Here is an 18871-nt window from a genome sequence, read left to right as displayed (position 1 = left end):
CTCAACAGATGAGGGGCGCGTTCGGCTCAAGATGGTCGAAAGGCCTAATGGTCGCGTGGAACCAGTTCGCCACCCTTCACCACCGCGACCGGGCGCTCAAGCACGCGCACGTCCTGAAGCGGATCGCCGTCATAGGCAACGAGATCGCCATAGCGTCCGACCTGGATCTCGCCGACGTCGTTGCGGCCGAGCGCTTCCGACGCATTCCTGGTCGCCGCCTGGATCGCCTGCAGCGGGGTCATCCCGTACTCGACCATGACCGCGAACTGCTGCGGGACCATCTTGTGCGGCATCACGCCGGCGTCCGACCCGAACAGCATGCGTACGCCCGCCTGATTGGCCTTGCGGAAGTTGTCGCGCTGGATCTGCCCGATCTCCCGGTCCTTGCGGATGTTTTCCTCGAGCTCGCCGTTCTTCTTGCCCTCCGCCTGCGTGTAGTCGGTGTTCTTGATGTCCATCGAGAACCAGACCGGCCGCTTGCGCGCCTTGGCGAGCTTGATGCTTTCATCGTCGAGCAGGCTGGCATGCTCGATCGTGTCGATGCCGGCACGGATCGCTGCGTTGATGCCGCTTGCGCCGTGCGCATGCGCGGCGACGCGGAGGCCCTGCATGTGCGCCTCGTCGGCAATGGCGCGAAGCTCCTCCTCGGTCAGCTGCTGCTGCCCCGGCGTGTCGCCTCGCGAGAAGACGCCTCCAGTCGCGCAGACCTTGATCACTTCGGCGCCAAACTTGCGCTGGCGGCGAACCTGGTACTTCAGCTCGTCAGGGCTATCGCCAATGCCTTCTTCCTTTTCCTTCTTCTGAAGACTGGGCGGCAGATAGGTATCGTCGCAATGGCCGCCCGTCGCCCCGAGCGCGTGGCCCGCGCCGATGATCCTGGGGCCAGTGACATAGCCAGCCTCGATGGCCTGCTTCAGGCCGACGTCCTCCCAATCGCTCGAGCCGACAACCCGCATCGTTGTGAAGCCCACGTCGAGCATGTCGCGAGCGCTTGCGGCCGCGACGATCGGCCAGAAACTGTCGGTGTATTCGAGGAAGCGATAACCCGCGATGTCGGCGGGCCCAAGATGCGTGTGCATGTCGATCAGGCCGGGCAGCAAGGTACGGTTGCCCAGATCGATATGCTTGACGTCCGATCCCCAGCGAACCGTGCGCGCGTCCGCAATCGACGTGATGTGCCCGCTGTCGTCGACGAAGATCGCCGGGTTCGCGACGTAACGCCCCGTCTCGACGTCGAGATAACGGTCAGCAGTGATCACCGTCGCCCCGCTCGCAGGCACAGCGAAGGACAATGCCGCAGCGGCGGCGAGCAACAGGCGCTTCATCGAATTCCCCCTATTTCTAATGCTTAGATGTGAATGACCCGTCCAAAAGCGGCGAGGACGCTTTCGTGCATCATCTCGCTGAGCGTCGGGTGTGGAAAGACGGTTTGAATGAAGTCGTCTTCCACGAGCTCAGCGGTCTTGCCTATCGTGTAGCCCTGGATCAGCTCGGTGACCTCGGCGCCGATCATGTGCGCGCCGAGCAATTCGCCGGTCTTGGCGTCGAACACCGTCTTCACGAAGCCGTCGACCTCGCCGAGCGCGATCGCCTTGCCGTTCCCGATGAAGGGGAACTTGCCGACCTTCACCTCGTAGCCGGCTTCCTTCGCCTTCGCCTCGGTCAGGCCGACTGAAGCGACCTGCGGCCGGCAGTAGGTGCAGCCCGGAATGTTCTTCGCATCGGTCGCGTGCGGGTGCGCATCTTTATTGCCGAGCTCCTTGGCGATCGCTTCAGCCGCCGTCACCCCTTCGTGGCTCGCCTTGTGCGCAAGCCAGGGCGGCGCGGTCACGTCGCCGATTGCCCAAAGGCCCGGCACGTTGGTGCGGCACATCGGGTCGGTGTCGATGTGTCCCTTGGTCGTCTTCACGCCGAGCGCTTCGAGCCCGATGTTCTCGGTGTTCGGAACGATGCCGACCGCGACAATCGCATGGCTGAACCGATGCGCGGCCGACTTGCCGTCCTTGGTCTTGATGACCGCGACGACGCCCTTCGCGTCCGACTTCAGGCTCTCGACGCCCGCGGACGTCAGCACCTGCATGCCCTGCTTGGTCACCGACTTTTCGAGGAAGGCGCTGACCTCCGCATCCTCGACCGGAACGATGCGGTCGAGCATTTCGACCACCGTCACCTTGGCGCCAAGGTCGGCATAGAAGCTCGCGAACTCGATCCCGATCGCGCCGGAACCGATGACCAGCAGTTCGCTCGGCATCTCCGCCGGAGTCATGGCGTGGCGGTAGGTCCAGATGCGCTTGCCGTCGGCCGCAGCGAACGGCAGGTCCCGCGCCCGGGCGCCTGTCGCGATGATGATGTGCTTAGCCGCCAGCTCGGTCGCCTTGCCGTCCGAGCCGGTCACCGAGAGCTTGCCCTTCGCGGTGATCTTTCCCTCGCCCATGTGCACGGCGATCTTGTTCTTCTTCATCAGGTGCGTGACGCCCTGATTGAGCTGCTTGGCGACTGCGCGGCTGCGGGCGACGACCTTGTCGATCTTGAAGCCGGCCTTGATCGCCTCGAGCCCGTAGGCGTCCGCATGTTGAATCTGGTGGAAGATTTCGGCCGTCCGAAGCAACGCCTTGGTCGGGATACAGCCCCAATTGAGGCAGATGCCGCCAAGGTTCTCGCGCTCGACGATCGCGGTCTTGAGGCCAAGCTGGGCAGCGCGGATCGCGGCCACATAACCGCCCGGGCCGGAGCCGAGCACGATGACGTCGTAGGATTCAGCCATTACTTCCCTCTTGTGCCGCGACTTCGCGCGGTCTGTCATTCTCGTCGAGCGCGACGAACTTGAAGCGCCCCCATGCAACGCGCGTCTCGGCATCGCCGTGCCGTTCCCGCGAGATCGCTTCCGCCTGATAGGTGAGCGACGTCCGCCCGCTTTCAAGCAGCTCCACGTAGACAGAGACTTCGTCGCCGACGCTCGGCGCGCCCTTGAACCGAAGCTCGTCCGCCGCGACCAGCACCGCCTTGCCGCGCACAACGCGCGACGCTTCGCTTCCCGCGCCGAGTGCCATCTGACTGATCAACCAACCGCCGAATACCCCGCCGTAAGGATTGAGGTGCGTCGGCATTGCAGTCGCGCGGATCACGGGGACGCGGTCAGGCAAGCGCGGCCCTCAGCGCGTGTGCCAATTGAAGAACATCCGGAAGGCAAGCGCGGAACCCAGGAACAAAGGGACCGAGAAAAGGAAGCCCGGCGACCCCTTGATCGGCCGGATCGTCCCCCAACCTGCCCAACTATGGAGCCACCCGCCTTCCTGGCCGCCGAGGGACAATGGCAACACGAACGCCAGGATCGCTCCGAGCAGGAGTGCCGTCATCCACTTCATGTCAGGCCAACATGCCTAAAGGATTCTCCACCAGCCGCTTGAACGCCTGCATCAGCTTCGCTCCGTCGGCGCCGTCGATGGCGCGGTGGTCGAAACTTCCGGTCGCAGACATCACCGAGGCGATCTGAAGGCTGTCGTTGATGACATAGGGCCGCTTCTCGCCCGCGCCGATCGCCATGATCATGCCCTGCGGCGGGTTGATGACGGCTTCGAACTGCTTGATGCCGTACATGCCCATATTGCTAAGGCTGGCGGTGCCGCCCTGATATTCCTGCGGCTGGAGCTTGCCCTCTTTAGCACGGCCCGCCAGGTCCTTCATCTCCGTCGAAATCGCGGAGACGCTCTTGGTGTCGGCACCGACGATGATCGGAGTGATCAGGCCCGCGGGGATGGAGACTGCTACGGAAACGTCAGCCCGGCTGTACTTGAACAGCTGGTCGCCGGCGAAGCTGACGTTGCACTCCGGCACCTCGATCAGCGACTGAGCAAGCGCCTTAATCAGCAGATCGTTGACCGACAGCTTCACGCCGCGGCTTTCGAGGCCGGCGTTGAGCTCGGCGCGAAGCTTGAGCAGCGCGTCGAGCTGGATGTCGACCGTCAAATAGATGTGCGGGATCTGCTGCTTCGACTCCGTGAGGCGGCGAGCGATCGTCTTGCGGATGTTCGACAGCTTGATCGCCTCGTGCGGGATCGCTTGTTCAATGACGCCTGGGAGTACGGCGTGACCGCCAAGCGCCGGAGCCGCCGCTGGCGTACCTGCCGGTGCAGCAGCCGGAGCTTTGCCGACCGCAGCGTCGATGTCGGCGCGGACGATGCGCCCGTCCGGACCCGAGCCCTGCAGCGCATTGAGATCGATGTTCTGGGCCTGGGCCAGACGGCGAGCCAGCGGCGAGGCCTTCACGCGGTCACCTTCTGTACGTGGCCGAGCGGCGGGCTGCGCCGGAGCAGGAGGTGTCTCGGTCGAAGTGACGCCCTTGGCCTCCGGCAGCGCACTCTTGGGCGTTTCGTCCGGCTTCGGTGCAGGAGTGGCGGCCTTCGGCGCTTCCGCCGGAGCGGTATCTGCCTTCGGAGCCGCCGCGGAAACGTCCTCGCCCTCGCCCGCGAGAATCGCGATGGGGGCTCCGACCTTCACGCCATCCGTGCCTTCGGGAACGAGGATCTTGGCGATCTTGCCCTCGTCGACCGCTTCGAACTCCATCGTCGCCTTGTCTGTCTCGATCTCGGCGAGAATGTCGCCCGACTTCACGTCATCGCCCTCTTTCACGAGCCATTTGGCGAGCGTGCCCTCCTCCATGGTCGGTGAAAGTGCGGGCATTTTGAGTTCGGTCGGCATGAGCGTCTTTCCGCTTGAGCAAGCCTTTGGGCACAAAGCCAATGCGGCGGTCCGGGTCAAGGGCCAGACCGCTCGCGAACGTGCCGCTTGCGCTGAACGCCGGATTAACGCAGCACTTGTCTGACATGGGGGAGAGCGGCCCGAAAAGAACCTACCTCGTCGTGATCGACGACAGTGCGGAGGCGCGTGTTGCGCTCCGGTTCGCGGCGCGTCGCGCGATCAAGACCGGCGGCCTCGTCGAGGTGCTGGCCATCGTCGAGCCGCAGGATTTCGTCCAGTGGGGGGGAGTCCAGGCGGCAATGGAGGAAGAGCAGACGCTGCGCATCGAGGGGATCGTCAGCGGCGCGGTCGGCGAGATCATGGACGAGTCGGGCCTGAAGCCCTCGATCGTCATTCGTAGCGGCGAGCCGGCCAAGGTCGTGCGCGAATATGTCGGCGAACGGACTGAGGTCGCTGCGCTGGTGCTCGGTGCCGCCCCTGCGGGGAGTCCCGGACCGCTGGTGGCGCATTTCACCGGCAATGATGCCGGCAAGGTTCCCTGCCCGATCATGATCATCCCCGGCTCGCTCAGCGAGGAGCGGCTGGAACAGCTCAGCTGAGATGAATGCGGTAAGCGGCGGCTGCCTCTGCGGCGATGTCCGTTTCACCGCGGTAGGCGAGCCGGAGCGCGTTGGCATCTGCCACTGCTTCGATTGCCGGAAGCACCATGGAGCCCTGTTTCACGCGTCGGCGATCTTCGATCAGGGTGCCGTGGAGGTTGAGGGAGAGACACGCGAATATGCCGGGCGTCATTTCTGCCCGCGTTGCGGCTCGTCGGTGTTCGGCCGGAGCGGCGTCGAAGTTGAAGTGAATCTCGGCGCCCTCGACGCCATCGATCAATTCAAGCCGACTTATGAACTGTGGACGGTTCGTCGCGAGTCATGGATGCCGCCATTCCCGCTCCAACGGCGATTCGAGCGCGACCGCGTCTAGAGGACTTTCGCCAGCAGCTCGCCCAAGGCGACGCAGCCCGCTTCATCCTCTCCGCTGAACCTTGCCGGGCTCGGGCTGTCGATATCCAGGACTGCAATCAGCTTCCCGTCACGAACGATCGGAACGACCAGCTCGCTCGCCGAAGCTGCGTCGCAGGCGATATGGCCTGGGAAGGCGTGAACGTCATCGACGCGCTGAACCTCGTGGCTCGCTGCGGCAGCGCCGCACACGCCGGTGCCGAACGGAATGCGGATGCAGGCCGGCCGTCCCTGGAACGGTCCGAGCACCAGCTCGCCGTCGACGTTGCGGTAGAAGCCCGCCCAATTGATGTCGGGAAGCGTCTCCCAGATCAGCGCCGCGACGTTGGCCATGTTGGCGATCGGATCGGGCTCACCGGCCGTCAGCCCCTCGGCCGCGCTCAGCAGATCCTTGTAGAGCGTCGCCTTGTCCGCCGCTTCGATCTTGAAGTCGTACATCAGTCGAACTGAACCTTTCCGCGGCCCTGCTTGACCGCGCTGCGTTGCTTCTTCCTGTCAACGCGCTCAGCCTTCGCCGCCCGGCTTGGACGCGTCGGCTTGCGCTTCGCCTGGACGATATGGGCAGCGGCAATCATTTCCGCCAGCCGCCGCCGCGCGTCCTGCCGATTGGCATCCTGCGTGCGATACTTGCGGGCGGTGATCAGCAGTTCGCCGGCGCCGGTCACCTTGCTGCCGGCGATCTGCTTTAGCCGCTCGTAGGCGTTGGGATGAAGGCCGAGCCGATAGAGGTCGACGCGCAGCTGCACTGCCGTCGCGACCTTGTTGACGTTCTGTCCGCCGGGTCCCGTCGCGGCGAGGAAGCTCTCGCTCAGTGCGTCCTCGGGGATGATGACATCCTCAGGCTTCACTGCCCCAGTCCCCGAAATATTCCGGAAGCGGCGCGCTCACGTCGATCGTCGCCTTCTTCTCGCGCGGCACGACCAGCCGCGAGGCATGCAGCAGCATCGGTCCGCCAGGAACGCCGTAGACGCGATCGCCGACGATCCCGCGGCCGAACGCCTCTCGCGCGTGCACACGCAGCTGATGGGTGCGTCCGGTCACCGGGCGAAACTCGACCAACGTCCTGCCATCGCGTTCCGACAACTTGCGCCAATTGGTCACGGCCTTGTCGCCCTTGGGATCTGGCACCATTCGCCATCCCGCTTTTTCACTCGACTTTTTGCCGAGCGCGAGTTCGATCACGCCGTCGTCCTGCTCGATCGCGCCGTCGACGACCGCGAGATAATATTTCTCGACCTGCCGCGTTTCGAACGCCTTCTGCAGCAGCGACCTCGCCTTGGGCGATCGCGCGAGCAACAGGCAGCCGGACGTGTCTTGATCCAGCCGATGCATCGGCGTCGGCGGCCGCTGGAAGCCTTGCTTCAATTCGTTGAGACGCCCGACGACGCTATCGCCGCCCCGGCGCGGCGTATCCACCGGCAGGCCCGCGGGCTTGTCGATGACCATCGCTTCCGCGTCGATGAAGAGGATGCGTTCGTTAAGCACTTGCCGTCATTGCGAGGAACGCCGTGGCGAAGCAATCCATCGGCTCAATTGCGGCGTCGCGCCTGCGAACAAAGGGAAATCGGGTCTGTGACTCCTGCGCAACGATTCCGAGGGAATCCAGCGCGTTACACATTATTAACCTTTTGCCTTCAGACATCGAATGGTTAATGACCGCTTCAAGGCCGTTAAGAGAGCGTAACGCTAGCTACGCTTTAGGGGGCCTGTCGGGTGGGGGGATTTCAAGATGCGTGTGCTGCTGATCGAGGACGAGCCGACGACCGCAAAGAGCATTGAGCTCATGCTGGGTACGGAAGGCTTCAATGTTTATACCACCGATCTCGGGGAAGAAGGCCTCGATCTCGGCAAGCTCTACGACTACGATATCATCCTTCTCGACCTGAACCTGCCGGACATGCACGGCTATGACGTGCTGAAGAAGCTTCGCACCGCGAAGGTCGGCACTCCGGTCCTGATCCTCTCGGGCATCGGCGAAATGGACAGCAAGGTCCGTGCGCTTGGTTTCGGCGCTGACGACTACGTCACCAAGCCGTTCCACCGCGATGAATTGGTCGCCCGCATCCATGCGATCGTGCGCCGCTCGAAGGGCCATTCGCAATCGGTCATCCGCACCGGCAAGCTCGCTGTGAACCTCGACGCCAAGACGGTCGAAGTCGACAGCGCCCGGGTGCACCTGACCGGCAAGGAATATGCGATGCTGGAGCTGCTTTCGCTCCGCAAGGGCACGACGCTGACCAAGGAAATGTTCCTGAACCACCTCTACGGCGGCATGGACGAGCCCGAGCTCAAGATCATCGACGTGTTCATCTGCAAGCTGCGCAAGAAACTTTCGCTGGCTTGTGGCGGTGCGAACTACATCGAAACGGTCTGGGGCCGCGGCTACGTGCTTCGCGATCCCGATTCAGAAGAGGTAGACCCGCCTGCGGCGGCAGTAGCGTAACCCAACAAAATCCCGGGGAGGGTGAATTGGCGGGGTGCCTGATCGGCGCCCCGCCTTTTTCTTTGCGCCAAAGCGTCCATGGCAGACTGAAACGCTTGCTTTTTGGCGACGGCACGCATCACTTCTTGGAAGTTGAAAATCGGGGGCGTGAACTTGGCCGACACAGGCAATCACGACGGAATGGTCTGGCTGGCCGGCGGCGAGTTCAGAATGGGATCGGACCATCATTACCGGGAAGAGTCACCTGCACATGATGTTTCGGTGGCCGGCTTCTGGATGGACGAGCATCCCGTCACGAACCGGCAATTTGCGGAATTTGTGAAGGCGACTGGCTACGTCACCATAGCCGAAATCGCGCCGTTGGCCGATGATTATCCGGGCGCCAAGCCGGAAATGCTCCGACCCGCGTCATTGGTGTTCACACCGACCGATCGGCCTGTCCAGCTCGACGACTGGAGCCAATGGTGGTGCTATGAGTTCGGCGCGGACTGGCGGCACCCGACGGGACCGGAAAGCGGTTTGGACGGATTGGAAGATCATCCGGTCGTCCATGTCGCCTGGGCCGACGTAAACGCATATGCCGACTGGGTGGGCAAGGACCTGCCTACCGAGGCCGAGTGGGAGTATGCAGCGAAGGGCGGATCGACCGGCGAATTCGTCTGGGGCGATGAACTCGTGCCCAACGGGAAGCACATGGCCAATACGTGGCAGGGCGAATTCCCCTACCGCAACAGCTTGGAAGACGGGTTCTTGAGGACATCTCCCGTGGGCAGCTTTCCAGCGAACGGGTTCGGGCTGGTCGACATGATCGGAAACGTCTGGGAATGGACCTCCAACTGGTATTCGAATGGCCATTCGGTTGAGGCCGTCAAGCCATGTTGCTCGCCCGCGAGTCCCCGAGGCGCATCCATCGAAGGTAGCTACGATCCCAATCTTCCCGACATTCGAATTCCCCGGAAAGTGGTCAAGGGCGGGTCACACCTTTGTGCGCCCTCCTATTGCCGACGCTACCGTGCTGCAGCTCGGCACGCACAAGCGATCGACAGCTCGATGAGCCACCTCGGGTTCAGGTGCGTAGTCAGAAAGCCGTCATCTAGCCAAGGTTAGGTCGATTTGGCGTCGAGAGTCTTCGGCGATACCGAATCTCAGGCGTTGATCAGCAGGCGCTTCCGTTCACCGCGAATGGGCAGACTGAGCTGCTCCGGCAGCGCATTGGCGGCCGCTTCGTGCTCCGCCTCGTCCATTCGCCGCCAGCCGTCGCGGCCAAGCCGCTCGAGCGGGCGGAAACGGGTCTTGTAGGCCATTCGCGGAGAGCCCTCGACCCAATAGCCGAGGTAGACGTATGGCAGCCCCGCCCTTGATGCCCGGATGATGTGATCGAGGATGATGTAGGTGCCAAGGCCTTTGCGCGATCCGGGGCCGACGTCGAAGAAGCTGTAGATCATCGACAGACCGTCGCCCTGCTGGTCCGACAGGCAGGCGCCGACCAGCTTGCCCGGCTTCCCGTTCTTCGACGGCTCCCGATATTCGACGAGGTAGGTGCGAACCGGCGTCTGCTCGACCATGTCGGCGAAATCGCTCTCGTCCATCTCGGCCATGCCGCCGCCCGGATGACGAATTTCGAGATAGCGCTGCAGCAGCTCGTATTGCTCCTGCGTCGTCCAGGGCTTGCACGCTGTCACTTCGAGGTCCGCATGCTTGCGCATCATCTTGCGTTGCGTTGCGTTGGGCGTGAACTCCGCCGCCAGGACGCGCACGGAAACGCAGGCCGAGCATTCGATGCAGCTTGGACGGTAGGCGACCGACTGACTGCGCCGAAATCCGATCCGGCCGAGCGCTTCGTTGAGCTCGCCGGCGTGGCGACCCGAAAGCTCCGTGAAAACCTTCCGCTCAACCTTGCCCGGGAGATACGGGCACGGCGACGGATTCGTCACGAAGAACTTCGGAAAGCGGAACGGTGCGCTCAAGCGGACTCGCCTCCTGAGAAAGTTACGAACTCATTTATGCGACTGGTAAACGCCGATTGAAAGGGTTTGCGCCCTTGGAAAGAGGGTTAATTGTCGCCGCTGTCCCGAGATGGGAAAATCCGGACTTGTCCGGACCTAGTCGAGCGAAGCCCGTTCGACGCGGAATCCTGCCGATTCCAATCGCTTGATCACGTCGTCGATCGACTCTGCATCGCGTGCCTCGCACTCGACTTCGATGATCGTGTCCTTGGCCGGAAGGCGGTTGAAGATCCGGCTGTGATAGATTTCGATGATGTTGACGCCCGCGTCCTGACAGCAGCCCGCGATCGCGGCGAGCGCGCCCGGCCGGTCCTGTGCGGCAATTCGAAGACGCGCCATTCGCCCCTGGCGGGCAAGGTCGCGCACCAGCACGGTTGCAAGCAAGTGCGTGTCGATATTGCCGCCGCATAATACGGTGCCGACCTTCTTCCCGGCATAGCGCTTGGGATCCGAAAGCAGTGCCGCCAGCCCCGCCGCGCCGGCCCCTTCTGCGACGGTCTTTTCGATCCCGACGAGCATCGCGACCGCGCGCTCGATGTCGCGCTCGGGGACCAGAACGATGTCGTCGATCAGCGCCTTCAGAATGCGCGAGGTGAGTTCGCCGGGTTCCTTGACTGCGATGCCCTCTGCGAGGGTGTCTCCGCCCAAAGGAAGGTTCGATCCGTCGTGAGCGCATTTCATCGACGGATAGAGCTCGGCCTCGACGCCGATCAGCTCGATCTCCGGCTTCAGCGCGCGTGCTGCAGTTGCGATACCCGAAAGCAGGCCACCGCCACCGATCGGAACGACCAGCATGTCGAGATCCGGCGCTTCCTCCAGCATCTCGATACCGAGCGTTCCCGCGCCGGCAATGATCTGAGGGTCGTCGAACGGATGAACGAAGACGAGTCCTTCCTCGCGTTCCAACTCGCGCGCCTTGGCAAAGGCATCGTCGAACATCTTGCCAAACAGCACGACCCGGGCGCCGTGGCCCTCGGTCTGGGTGACTTTGATTGTTGGGGTCGGCTCCGGCATGACGATCGTCACCGGAATGCCGAGCCGGTGTCCGTGATAGGCGACCGCCTGTGCGTGATTGCCGGCCGACGCCGCGATCACGCCGCGGGCGCGTTCTTCGGGCGAAAGCTGCAGTAGCTTGTTGAGGGCGCCGCGCTCCTTGTAGGCGGCAGTGAACTGCAGGTTCTCGAACTTCAGCCAGACTTCCGCTCCGATGATCTCGCTCAGCGTCTGGCTCTTGAGCATTGGCGTTCGCACGACGGCGCCTTCGATACGCTCGGCGGCGGCGCGGATGTCGTTGATCGTCGGGGCTTGCATGGACGCGGGCTGAAGCATGCCGCGGAGCTAGACCTTCCGCGCCGTCGGAACAATGCTATGCCGCAAGGATGCGAAAGGCATTTCTCGCCGCGGTTGCGGTTCTCCTCGCCACACCGGCGTTCGCCGATACCCTCATCGACAATGCTCGCGGCATCCAAATTGGCGCCGACGGCAAGCTGCAGCGGTTTCGCGCACTCGTCGTCAATGACAAGGGCAAGGTCGTCCAGGTCCTTCGCGACGGACAAACTGCCGTCATGCCGATCGAGCGTACGGTCGATGTCGGCGGGCGAACTTTGCTTCCCGGACTGATCGACGCGCACGGACACGTAATGGGCCTCGGCATTGCCGCGCTTCAGCTCGACCTCGTCGGCACGAGCTCGGTCGCCAACCTGCAGCAACGGCTGCGTGCCTATGCTTCGGCCCGGACCAGCGATCCGTGGCTTTCCGGCCGGGGCTGGAACCAGGAATTGTGGACGGATTCACGCTTTCCGACCGCGGCTGATCTGGATGCAGCGGTTTCCGACAGGCCGGTGGTTCTGGAGCGGGTGGATGGCCACGCGCTGGTGGTCAACAGCGCTGCGCTGAAGGCAGCGGGCATCACTGCGGCGACGAAGGATCCCGTCGGCGGCAAGATCGAGCGCGACGCGAGCGGGAATCCCACCGGCTTGCTCGTCGACGCTGCGATGGACCTCGTTGCGTCGAAGGTTCCGCCGTCGACGCCGGAACAGCTCGCGCAGGCGCTGGCCAAGGCGCAGGAGCAACTGCTTTCCGTCGGAGTCACGGCTGCGGCCGACATGGGCACTTCCGCAGCGGACTGGGCGGCGATGCAGGCGGCCGGGCAGAGCGGAAAGCTCAACGTCCGCATCATGAGTTATGCGTTCGACGTCCAGAACATGCGGGCAGTGGTCCCGAATGGTCCGACGCCGTGGCTGTTCGACGACCGTCTTCGAATGGGTGGGATCAAGCTCTACGCCGATGGGGCTTTGGGCTCTCGAGGCGCATGGCTCAAGAAGCCTTACGCCGACAAGCCCGACACGCGGGGCTTGCAGTTCCTCAAGGACGAAGAGCTTCTCGCCAAGGCGGAGGAAGCAGCAGGCAAGGGGCTGCAGGTCGCGGTGCACGCGATCGGCGATGCCGCGAATGCGCAGGCCATCTCAGCCTACGAACAACTCACAAAGCGCTACGGCAACCAGCGCCGCTGGCGGATCGAGCATTTCCAGATCGCCGACCCGGCCGACATCCCACGCCTCGCGCCCGCCGGTATCATCGCCTCGATGCAGCCGACTCATCAGACCAGCGATCGTCTGATGGCGGAAAAGCGGCTCGGGCCGGACCGGCTGGCGGGGGCCTACGCCTGGCAATCGGTGCTGAAATCGGGTGCGCGGTTGGCCTTCGGCTCAGACTTCCCGGTCGAATCGCCCAACCCCTTCCCGGGCCTGTCCGCGGCAGTCAGTCGCCAGGATGCGAACGGACAGCCTTTGGGCGGGTGGATCCCGGAAGAAAGGGTGAGCTTCGAGCAGGCACTCGCCGGATTCACCCGAGACGCCGCCTACGCGGGCTTTGCCGAGCAAAAGTTCGGCGCGCTCGAACCGGGCAAGTGGGCCGACTTCATCATTGTCGATACGGATGTCGCGGCTGCCGATCCGCAGGAGATCGGCAAGACGCAGGTGCTGCAGACCTGGGTCGCCGGCAAAAAGGTCTGGCAGCGTCCGGCTAGCGGGACTGCCGAGCGCGGGAGATAAGCATCGACGGCGTCAGGATCTGCGGCAATTCCTCGGGATCCTTGCCCGGCACATACCAAAGGTAGAGTGGCACCCCCGCCCGTCCCCGGCTTTCGAGGAAGCGCGTGATTTCCGGATCGCCCTTGGTCCAGTCCCCCACGAGCACCGTCACACCCGCCTTTTCGAACGCCTTCTGCACCTCGTCGCGATTGATCGCGGCGGTTTCGTTCGCCTTGCAGGTCAAGCACCAGTCGGCGGTGAAATAGACGAACACGGGGTGGCCTGCCGCCAGCTGCTCCTCGACACGGGCTTCGCTCCATGCACTCGCATCCGAAGCCGCGGTTGAAGCCGTAGGCGGCGCGATGGGGATGAACGCGATCGCGACCACGGCGACCGCGATTGCGGCGAGCGTCGCCAAATAGCCGGACTGCTTGCCTTGCCGCTGGAGCAGGCCTGCCCCGAACAGCATCACGGACACCAGCACAGCTGCAGCGATCCCGATCTGCAGCGCGGTCCCCCCGCCCAGCCGCCACAAGAGCCAAAGGCAGGCAAGCGCAGTCAGCCCCATCGGGATGGCCAGGATGCGCTGGAGCGTAGCCATCCACGCACCCGGCTTCGGAAGCAGCTTCCGAAGCGCCGGAATGAAGGCAACCAGGACGAACGGCAGCGCAAGGCCAAGACCGAGCGCCGCGAACACGGCGATCGACCCAGCAGGCGGAAGCAGCAGCGCAGCACCGAGCGCTACTCCGAGGAACGGCCCGGCACACGGCGTGGCCACGAAGGCCGCCAGCGCCCCGGCGCCGAAGCTTCCAGACGGCATGCTCTCCGTCATCACGCTCGGCACTTCGAACACACGCAGGAGGTTCAGCGTGATCGCCGTCGTCAGCAGCAGGAGAATGAGGATCGTCCTCGGGTCCTGAAGCTGGAAGGCCCAACCGATCTCGGTCCCGGCCGATCGGATCGCAAGCAGGACGACACCGAGCGCGCCCGTGCCGACGATTGCGCCGGCCGCATAGCCAAGCGCATCCCTCCGCGCCGCTCGCTCGTCACCGCCGCTCTTCGCCAGGTGAAGGGCCTTGATCGCCAGGATCGGGAACACGCACGGCATCAGGTTGAGTAGAAGACCGCCTAGGATCGCCCCGACAACGGCCCACAAGATCGCCTGGGGCCCCGTATCGCCGATCAGGCTACCGCCCTTTGGCACCGTTCCGCGCACCGCCGTGAACTCGAGCCCGGTGCCGTCCCCCAGCGAAAGCACGCCGGCAAACTGCGCCGGTTCGCCCGTTCGCCGCGGCAGCCCCGCGATCAGCCTGTCGCCCTTCCGACGGAACTGCTGCTCGGCAGCATAATCGACGGGCCCGTCCACCGCCGCGAAGACGTACGGCTCCTTGACCTCCACGTTTCGCGGAAGCGGGATTGCGATCCGGAGCTTCTGGCCTGACACCTCGAAATTCGCCGGCGTCGCAAGCGGACGCGGCAACAGCTTTCGCCATGCATCGAACTGCTCCTGGAAGTCCGGTTGCACCTTCCCGATTGCAAGGTCTGTCGAGAATTCGCCCTGTTCGGGAACGCAGATCTTGTCAGTGCAGGCGAGCCAGCGGGCGCTGGCACGGATCGGAACCGTTCCGGGCTTTGCGTCCGCCGGAACCTTCAGCCTTGCGAGTACCGAATAGTCGTTCTCGTAGACGTAATTCATGATCCCGGCGACGGTCAGCCGCGTGGGAACCGGGTAGCGAAGCGCGCCGACCGCATAGCCCGGCGGCAGCTCCCACTTCACCTCCATCGGCAGCCCGGCGTCCCCGGGATTGAGCCAATAGCCGTGCCAGCCAGGTTGCGTATTCATGCGGATGGCAAGCTCGACTTCACCGCCCGGCTGCGCGGAATTTTCGGCGATCAGTTGCGGCTCGATTCCGCGCGCGTTGGCGAGGGCCGGCGCAAGCAAGATGGCGAGCAGGATCAGCAGGCGCCGAAGCATTGCGTTAACGGGTACAGCCGTACGGCCCGAAGGCAAGAGAGTCGGAGTCGCAATGGCTTCACATCTCGGCTAGCTCTTGCCGCGGACCCAAGTCGGAGAGTCATGGAATGCGCTTCGTTCGTGCAATCTGGAAACTGCTTGTCGGAGTTAAGGACGCCCTCGTCCTCATCTTCATGCTTCTGTTCTTCGGGTTCCTCTACGCGGCGCTGTCCGCGAAGCCGACGCCGGTCGGCGACGGCATTCTCGCTCTCGACCTCAACGGGTCGGTCGTCGAACAGCCCTCGAAGGCGGACGTTTCCGAAGTCCTCTCGGGCGGCAACCGCATCCGTCAATACAGCCTGCGCGAGTTGCTGGCGGCCTTGGAGGCGGCGAAAACCGACGATCGCGTCAAAGCGGTGGCGCTTGATCTGGATGGCTTCACTGGCGGCGGTCAGACGACGCTTACCGATCTCGCCGACGAGATTCGCTCCGTGCGAGCGTCGGGCAAGCCGGTGATCGCCTATGCGACCGGCTACACCGACGACGGCTATCAGCTCGCCTCCGCGGCATCCGAAATCTGGCTGAACCCGCTGGGACTGGTCGCAGTGGCCGGACCCGGCGGTCAGCGGCTCTATTACAAGGGCCTGCTCGACAAGCTCGGCGTCACTGCCCACGTCTATCGCGTCGGCACCTACAAGGCCGCCGTCGAGCCCTACACCCGAACCGACATGTCGCCGGAGGCGAAGGAGAACGCCCAGGCGCTCGGCAATGCCCTGCTCGAAAGCTGGCGCGAAAGCGTGGTCAAGGGCCGTCCGAAGGCGCAGCTCGACGCCTATATGCGCGATACCAATGCCGCGGTTCAGGCTGCCGGTGGCGACATGGCCAAGGCGGCGCTTAACGCCGGGCTGGTCGACAAGGTCGCGGATCGCCACGACTTCGAGAAGCGTCTGGCGGAGCTGGGTGGCGAAGATGACAGCGCCGTCGGCGGCTACAAGCGCATTCGACTTGGCGCCTACATCAAGGACGCAGTCGACGCGCAGCCGGAAGGTCCGATTGGCGTCGTCACCGTTGCCGGCATGATCGTCGACGGCAAGGCCTCGGCCGGAACAGCGGGCGGCGACAGCATCGCCCAGCTGATCGAAAAGGGTCTCGCCCGGAAAAACCTCAAGGCCCTGGTCGTTCGCGTCGACAGCCCCGGCGGTTCGGTGCTTGCGTCTGAGCGTATTCGCCAGGCGATCCTCGAAGCCAAGCGCCGCAAGCTCCCGGTCGTCGTCTCGATGGGCAGCGTTGCAGCCTCGGGTGGCTACTGGGTGTCCACCCCCGCCGACTACATCTACGCCGAACCGTCGACGATCACCGGATCGATCGGCGTGTTCGGGATCCTGCCCAGCTTCGAAGGCACGCTCGCCAAGCTCGGGCTTGGCGCTGATGGCATCAAGACGACGCCGTTGTCCGGAGAGCCCGATGTCCTGCGCGGGCCGTCACCGGAATCCGAGCAACTTCTGCAGACCGGCGTGAACTCCATCTACGGGCGTTTCCTCGGCCTCGTCGCCCAGTCGCGGCACAAGACTCCGCAGGAGATCGACAAGATCGCGCAAGGCCGCGTGTGGGATGGCGGAACCGCCCACCAGATCGGCCTCGTCGACGGATTCGGCAGCTTGAACGACGCGGTCCAGAAGGCCGGCGAGCTCGCGAAGCTGGACAAGGACGACCGCGGCATCACCTATCTGGAGCGGCCGACCAGCTTCAAGGAGCAGCTGATCGAAATGCTCGCCTCGGAAGAGCGCGACGAAGGGTCGAGCCCAACCGATGGCTTCGCCTTCATCGGGAATGGCCAGGTCGAATTGGCCCAGGCGGTTGCCGACCTGCGCTCGGTTCTCGGCGGACCAAGCATCCAGGTCCGCTGCCTCGAGTGCCCGTCCCCCGCTCCGGCCAAGGTCGATCGGAAGGACGCCGGCTTCCTGGCCGCAATCAGCGACTGGCTGTTCTAGAGCCCCTTCCGCTTCCGACGTAGCGTCATCGGCAAAGTCATGGCGCCCAGGACGGCCATTGCCAGCGCTCCGATCGCGAGGACGATGATAAACGGATTGTGTGCGTCCTCGCGGCCGCCGGGGTCCAAGATGTGCAGGCCCCACATGAAATCGTAGAAGCGCCACCAGCGCGTGCGCGTGGCGACGATCTGGCCCGATACGGCATCGACAAAGAAGTGCGTTCCGTCGTCCATCGTCACCTGCCATGTCGCGAGTGGACGACGAAGGTCGAGCGGCGGGTCTTCCGGCCTGGTTCGTGTTACGGATGCAACCCGGCCCGTACCGGCATAGCGCGCCTGGACTTCTTGCCGGGCATCGGCAGCGGACAGGGCCGGGAGATAAAGCCCGGTCAATGGATCGGCGAGCCGAACCTTGCCATCGGGCAGCTTGACCACCCATCGCGGACCGACCGCGCGCTGCTCCAGAGAGAGGGACGTCAGATTCACGCCTGTCAGTGACGGCGGGATCGGCGGACCCGCAAGCCGAACGGGTGCCGCATCACGAAGCAGGCCCTCACCACGCACTGTCTCGATGGGCCGCGCGACCATGACCAGGCCGGAGATGATCCACAGGAGCACCGGGATCGCGGCCAGCCAGCCGAGGCGGATGTGCCAGCGCCTGAGGCCGGCCCGTTCCATTATCGCCATCCCCTCGCCGCCGTGGTCATGCCGCTGGCAAATGCTTCCTTGGCGACGTCCGCCAGAAGCGCCGCAATCCCTGCGTCATCGGACGCTCCAGAAGCCGATAGCAGAGCATGGCCCCAAGGATCGAAACCGTTACCCCAACGGCGGTGAACGCAGTCGGCCCCAGGCTCTCCAGGCCGCCGGATCTCCAGAAATGCGCCAAGGCTGCAAGCGTGATCACGTGCGTGAGGTAGAGCGAATAGGACGCGTCACCAACGGCCTTCAGGCCAGGGATCGGCAAGGTCCGCGAATATAGCGCGCCGCCGACGACCAATGTCGCTCCAACCAGGTTCGAAGCATGGCCGAGAAACGGAAGGATGGAGCCGTCCCGCAGGATGATAAAGCCTGCCGCCACGGCCAGCAGCCAAGTCCACGACCGCGCAAACTGATGCCGCATGTAGATGATGCCGAGCACGACGCCCGACAGGAATTCGAAGATGATCGGGTTGGCGTAGAAATTCATCACGTCGATCCGGCCGCGAAGCGCGGAGCCGGCAAGGACCACTGCGGTGAGAAACACGGCGATGAGTGCGAAGCGTTTTCGCCACGACCCCCGGCTGGCGGCAATCGCAATGGCGAACAGGACGTAGAACAGCATTTCGTAATTCAGCGTCCAACCGGGCACCAGCAACGGCCAGAACTGATCGGTGACCACCGGATGTCGCGCCGGCAAGAACAGGAAGGATGCAATTGCATGCGGCGCGCTGAAAACGGTGGTCTTGAGCAATTGCGGTGCGGTCAGCGCAATCGCCAGGACTCCGGCAGTGACGAGCCAGTAAAGCGGGACGATGCGAATGATCCGGTTGCGCATAAAATCGCCCGCGGACATTCCCTGCCGCCGCTCGACCGACACCCACATGATGAAGCCACTGATGACAAAGAAGATGTCGACGCCCGACGACAGCCAGTTCACGTCCAGGGTCCCGTACCCCAGCCGCTCCAGCTGCAAGCCGATGTGGACAAAGACCACCATCGTCGCCGCAACACCGCGCAGCATCTGAATCGGGACAATGTC

Annotated in this window: 19 protein-coding genes; 6 read left to right on the top strand and 13 right to left on the bottom strand. The window is 64.0% G+C overall.

Annotation, left to right across the window (positions count from 1 at the left end):
* Positions 1–44: 44 nt before the first annotated feature.
* From ABD928_RS11810 to ABD928_RS11790, 5 genes are read right to left on the bottom strand one after another with little or no spacing between them, the layout of a single operon-like run.
* Positions 45–1325 carry a Xaa-Pro dipeptidase gene (locus ABD928_RS11810; RefSeq protein ID WP_345169005.1) on the bottom strand — a complete coding sequence of 427 codons (1281 nt, stop codon included), beginning with the start codon at positions 1323–1325 and terminating at the stop codon, positions 45–47.
* 23 nt (positions 1326–1348) lie between these two features.
* On the bottom strand, positions 1349–2764 hold the full coding sequence (lpdA, locus tag ABD928_RS11805; protein ID WP_187715054.1) for a dihydrolipoyl dehydrogenase: 1416 nt from the start codon (positions 2762–2764) through the stop codon (positions 1349–1351).
* Complete coding sequence (locus ABD928_RS11800; RefSeq protein WP_187715759.1) at positions 2757–3107, bottom strand: acyl-CoA thioesterase; 351 nt, start codon at positions 3105–3107, stop codon at positions 2757–2759. Before ABD928_RS11800 ends, lpdA begins: the two co-directional genes overlap by 8 nt.
* 45 nt (positions 3108–3152) lie before the next feature.
* Entirely contained in the window at positions 3153–3365 is a 213-nt protein-coding gene (locus tag ABD928_RS11795; protein ID WP_187715055.1) for a hypothetical protein, read from the bottom strand.
* 1 nt (position 3366) lies between these two features.
* Positions 3367–4698, bottom strand: coding sequence for a pyruvate dehydrogenase complex dihydrolipoamide acetyltransferase (locus ABD928_RS11790; RefSeq protein WP_187715056.1), 1332 nt, complete (start codon positions 4696–4698; stop codon positions 3367–3369).
* Between the two features lie 125 nt (positions 4699–4823).
* On the opposite strand from ABD928_RS11790, the gene ABD928_RS11785 reads away from it, so the two are divergent.
* Positions 4824–5297: a universal stress protein gene (locus ABD928_RS11785; protein ID WP_345168999.1), complete on the top strand. Its 474-nt coding sequence runs from the start codon at positions 4824–4826 to the stop codon at positions 5295–5297.
* 1 nt (position 5298) lies between these two features.
* The gene (locus ABD928_RS15435; protein ID WP_187715057.1) at positions 5299–5670 is read left to right on the top strand and encodes a GFA family protein; all 372 of its coding nucleotides are present in this window, start codon (positions 5299–5301) and stop codon (positions 5668–5670) included.
* On the opposite strand, the gene ABD928_RS11775 is transcribed toward ABD928_RS15435, so the two are convergent.
* Genes ABD928_RS11775 through ABD928_RS11765 form a run of 3 tightly spaced genes read right to left on the bottom strand, consistent with a single transcriptional unit; the run spans position 5667 to position 7193 of the window.
* Positions 5667–6146 carry a GAF domain-containing protein gene (locus tag ABD928_RS11775; protein WP_187715058.1) on the bottom strand — a complete coding sequence of 160 codons (480 nt, stop codon included), beginning with the start codon at positions 6144–6146 and terminating at the stop codon, positions 5667–5669. The genes ABD928_RS15435 and ABD928_RS11775 overlap by 4 nt on opposite strands.
* A complete protein-coding gene (arfB, locus tag ABD928_RS11770) occupies positions 6146–6556 on the bottom strand; it encodes an alternative ribosome rescue aminoacyl-tRNA hydrolase ArfB (RefSeq protein WP_223276624.1) in 411 nt (136 codons plus the stop codon). Before arfB ends, ABD928_RS11775 begins: the two co-directional genes overlap by 1 nt.
* The gene (locus tag ABD928_RS11765) at positions 6546–7193 is read right to left on the bottom strand and encodes an RluA family pseudouridine synthase (RefSeq protein WP_345168992.1); all 648 of its coding nucleotides are present in this window, start codon (positions 7191–7193) and stop codon (positions 6546–6548) included. Before ABD928_RS11765 ends, arfB begins: the two co-directional genes overlap by 11 nt.
* A gap of 244 nt (positions 7194–7437) precedes the next feature.
* Between ABD928_RS11765 and ctrA the strand changes: the two genes are divergently transcribed.
* Both ctrA and ABD928_RS11755 read left to right on the top strand, forming a co-directional pair.
* Positions 7438–8151 (top strand): response regulator transcription factor CtrA, encoded by a 714-nt coding sequence (gene ctrA / locus ABD928_RS11760; RefSeq protein ID WP_187707988.1) that lies wholly within the window; start codon positions 7438–7440, stop codon positions 8149–8151.
* A gap of 180 nt (positions 8152–8331) precedes the next feature.
* Positions 8332–9258 (top strand): formylglycine-generating enzyme family protein, encoded by a 927-nt coding sequence (locus ABD928_RS11755; protein ID WP_345170203.1) that lies wholly within the window; start codon positions 8332–8334, stop codon positions 9256–9258.
* A 38-nt stretch (positions 9259–9296) separates the two neighbouring features.
* On the opposite strand, the gene ABD928_RS11750 is transcribed toward ABD928_RS11755, so the two are convergent.
* Positions 9297–10118 (bottom strand): arginyltransferase, encoded by an 822-nt coding sequence (locus tag ABD928_RS11750; protein WP_187715059.1) that lies wholly within the window; start codon positions 10116–10118, stop codon positions 9297–9299.
* Between the two features lie 135 nt (positions 10119–10253).
* On the bottom strand, positions 10254–11486 hold the full coding sequence (locus ABD928_RS11745; protein ID WP_345168987.1) for a threonine ammonia-lyase: 1233 nt from the start codon (positions 11484–11486) through the stop codon (positions 10254–10256).
* Between the two features lie 50 nt (positions 11487–11536).
* Between ABD928_RS11745 and ABD928_RS11740 the strand changes: the two genes are divergently transcribed.
* Positions 11537–13210: an amidohydrolase gene (locus ABD928_RS11740; protein WP_345168984.1), complete on the top strand. Its 1674-nt coding sequence runs from the start codon at positions 11537–11539 to the stop codon at positions 13208–13210.
* Here ABD928_RS11740 and ABD928_RS11735 read toward each other — a convergent pair.
* Positions 13182–15164 (bottom strand): protein-disulfide reductase DsbD family protein, encoded by a 1983-nt coding sequence (locus tag ABD928_RS11735; RefSeq protein WP_345168981.1) that lies wholly within the window; start codon positions 15162–15164, stop codon positions 13182–13184. The genes ABD928_RS11740 and ABD928_RS11735 overlap by 29 nt on opposite strands.
* 107 nt (positions 15165–15271) lie before the next feature.
* On the opposite strand from ABD928_RS11735, the gene sppA reads away from it, so the two are divergent.
* The gene (gene sppA, locus ABD928_RS11730) at positions 15272–17134 is read left to right on the top strand and encodes a signal peptide peptidase SppA (RefSeq protein ID WP_345168977.1); all 1863 of its coding nucleotides are present in this window, start codon (positions 15272–15274) and stop codon (positions 17132–17134) included.
* Here sppA and ABD928_RS11725 read toward each other — a convergent pair.
* Both ABD928_RS11725 and ABD928_RS11720 read right to left on the bottom strand, forming a co-directional pair.
* Positions 17131–17811 (bottom strand): hypothetical protein, encoded by a 681-nt coding sequence (locus ABD928_RS11725; protein ID WP_187715060.1) that lies wholly within the window; start codon positions 17809–17811, stop codon positions 17131–17133. The two genes, sppA and ABD928_RS11725, sit on opposite strands and share 4 nt — an antisense overlap.
* Before the next feature lie 25 nt (positions 17812–17836).
* Positions 17837–18853, bottom strand: a complete 1017-nt coding sequence (locus ABD928_RS11720; protein WP_345168974.1) for an acyltransferase family protein — start codon at positions 18851–18853, stop codon at positions 17837–17839.
* Positions 18854–18871: the final 18 nt, after the last annotated feature.

The organism is Sphingomonas daechungensis (assembly GCF_039543105.1).
Classification (GTDB): domain Bacteria; phylum Pseudomonadota; class Alphaproteobacteria; order Sphingomonadales; family Sphingomonadaceae; genus Sphingomicrobium; species Sphingomicrobium daechungense.
This window is presented reverse-complemented; position numbering and strand designations above follow the sequence as displayed.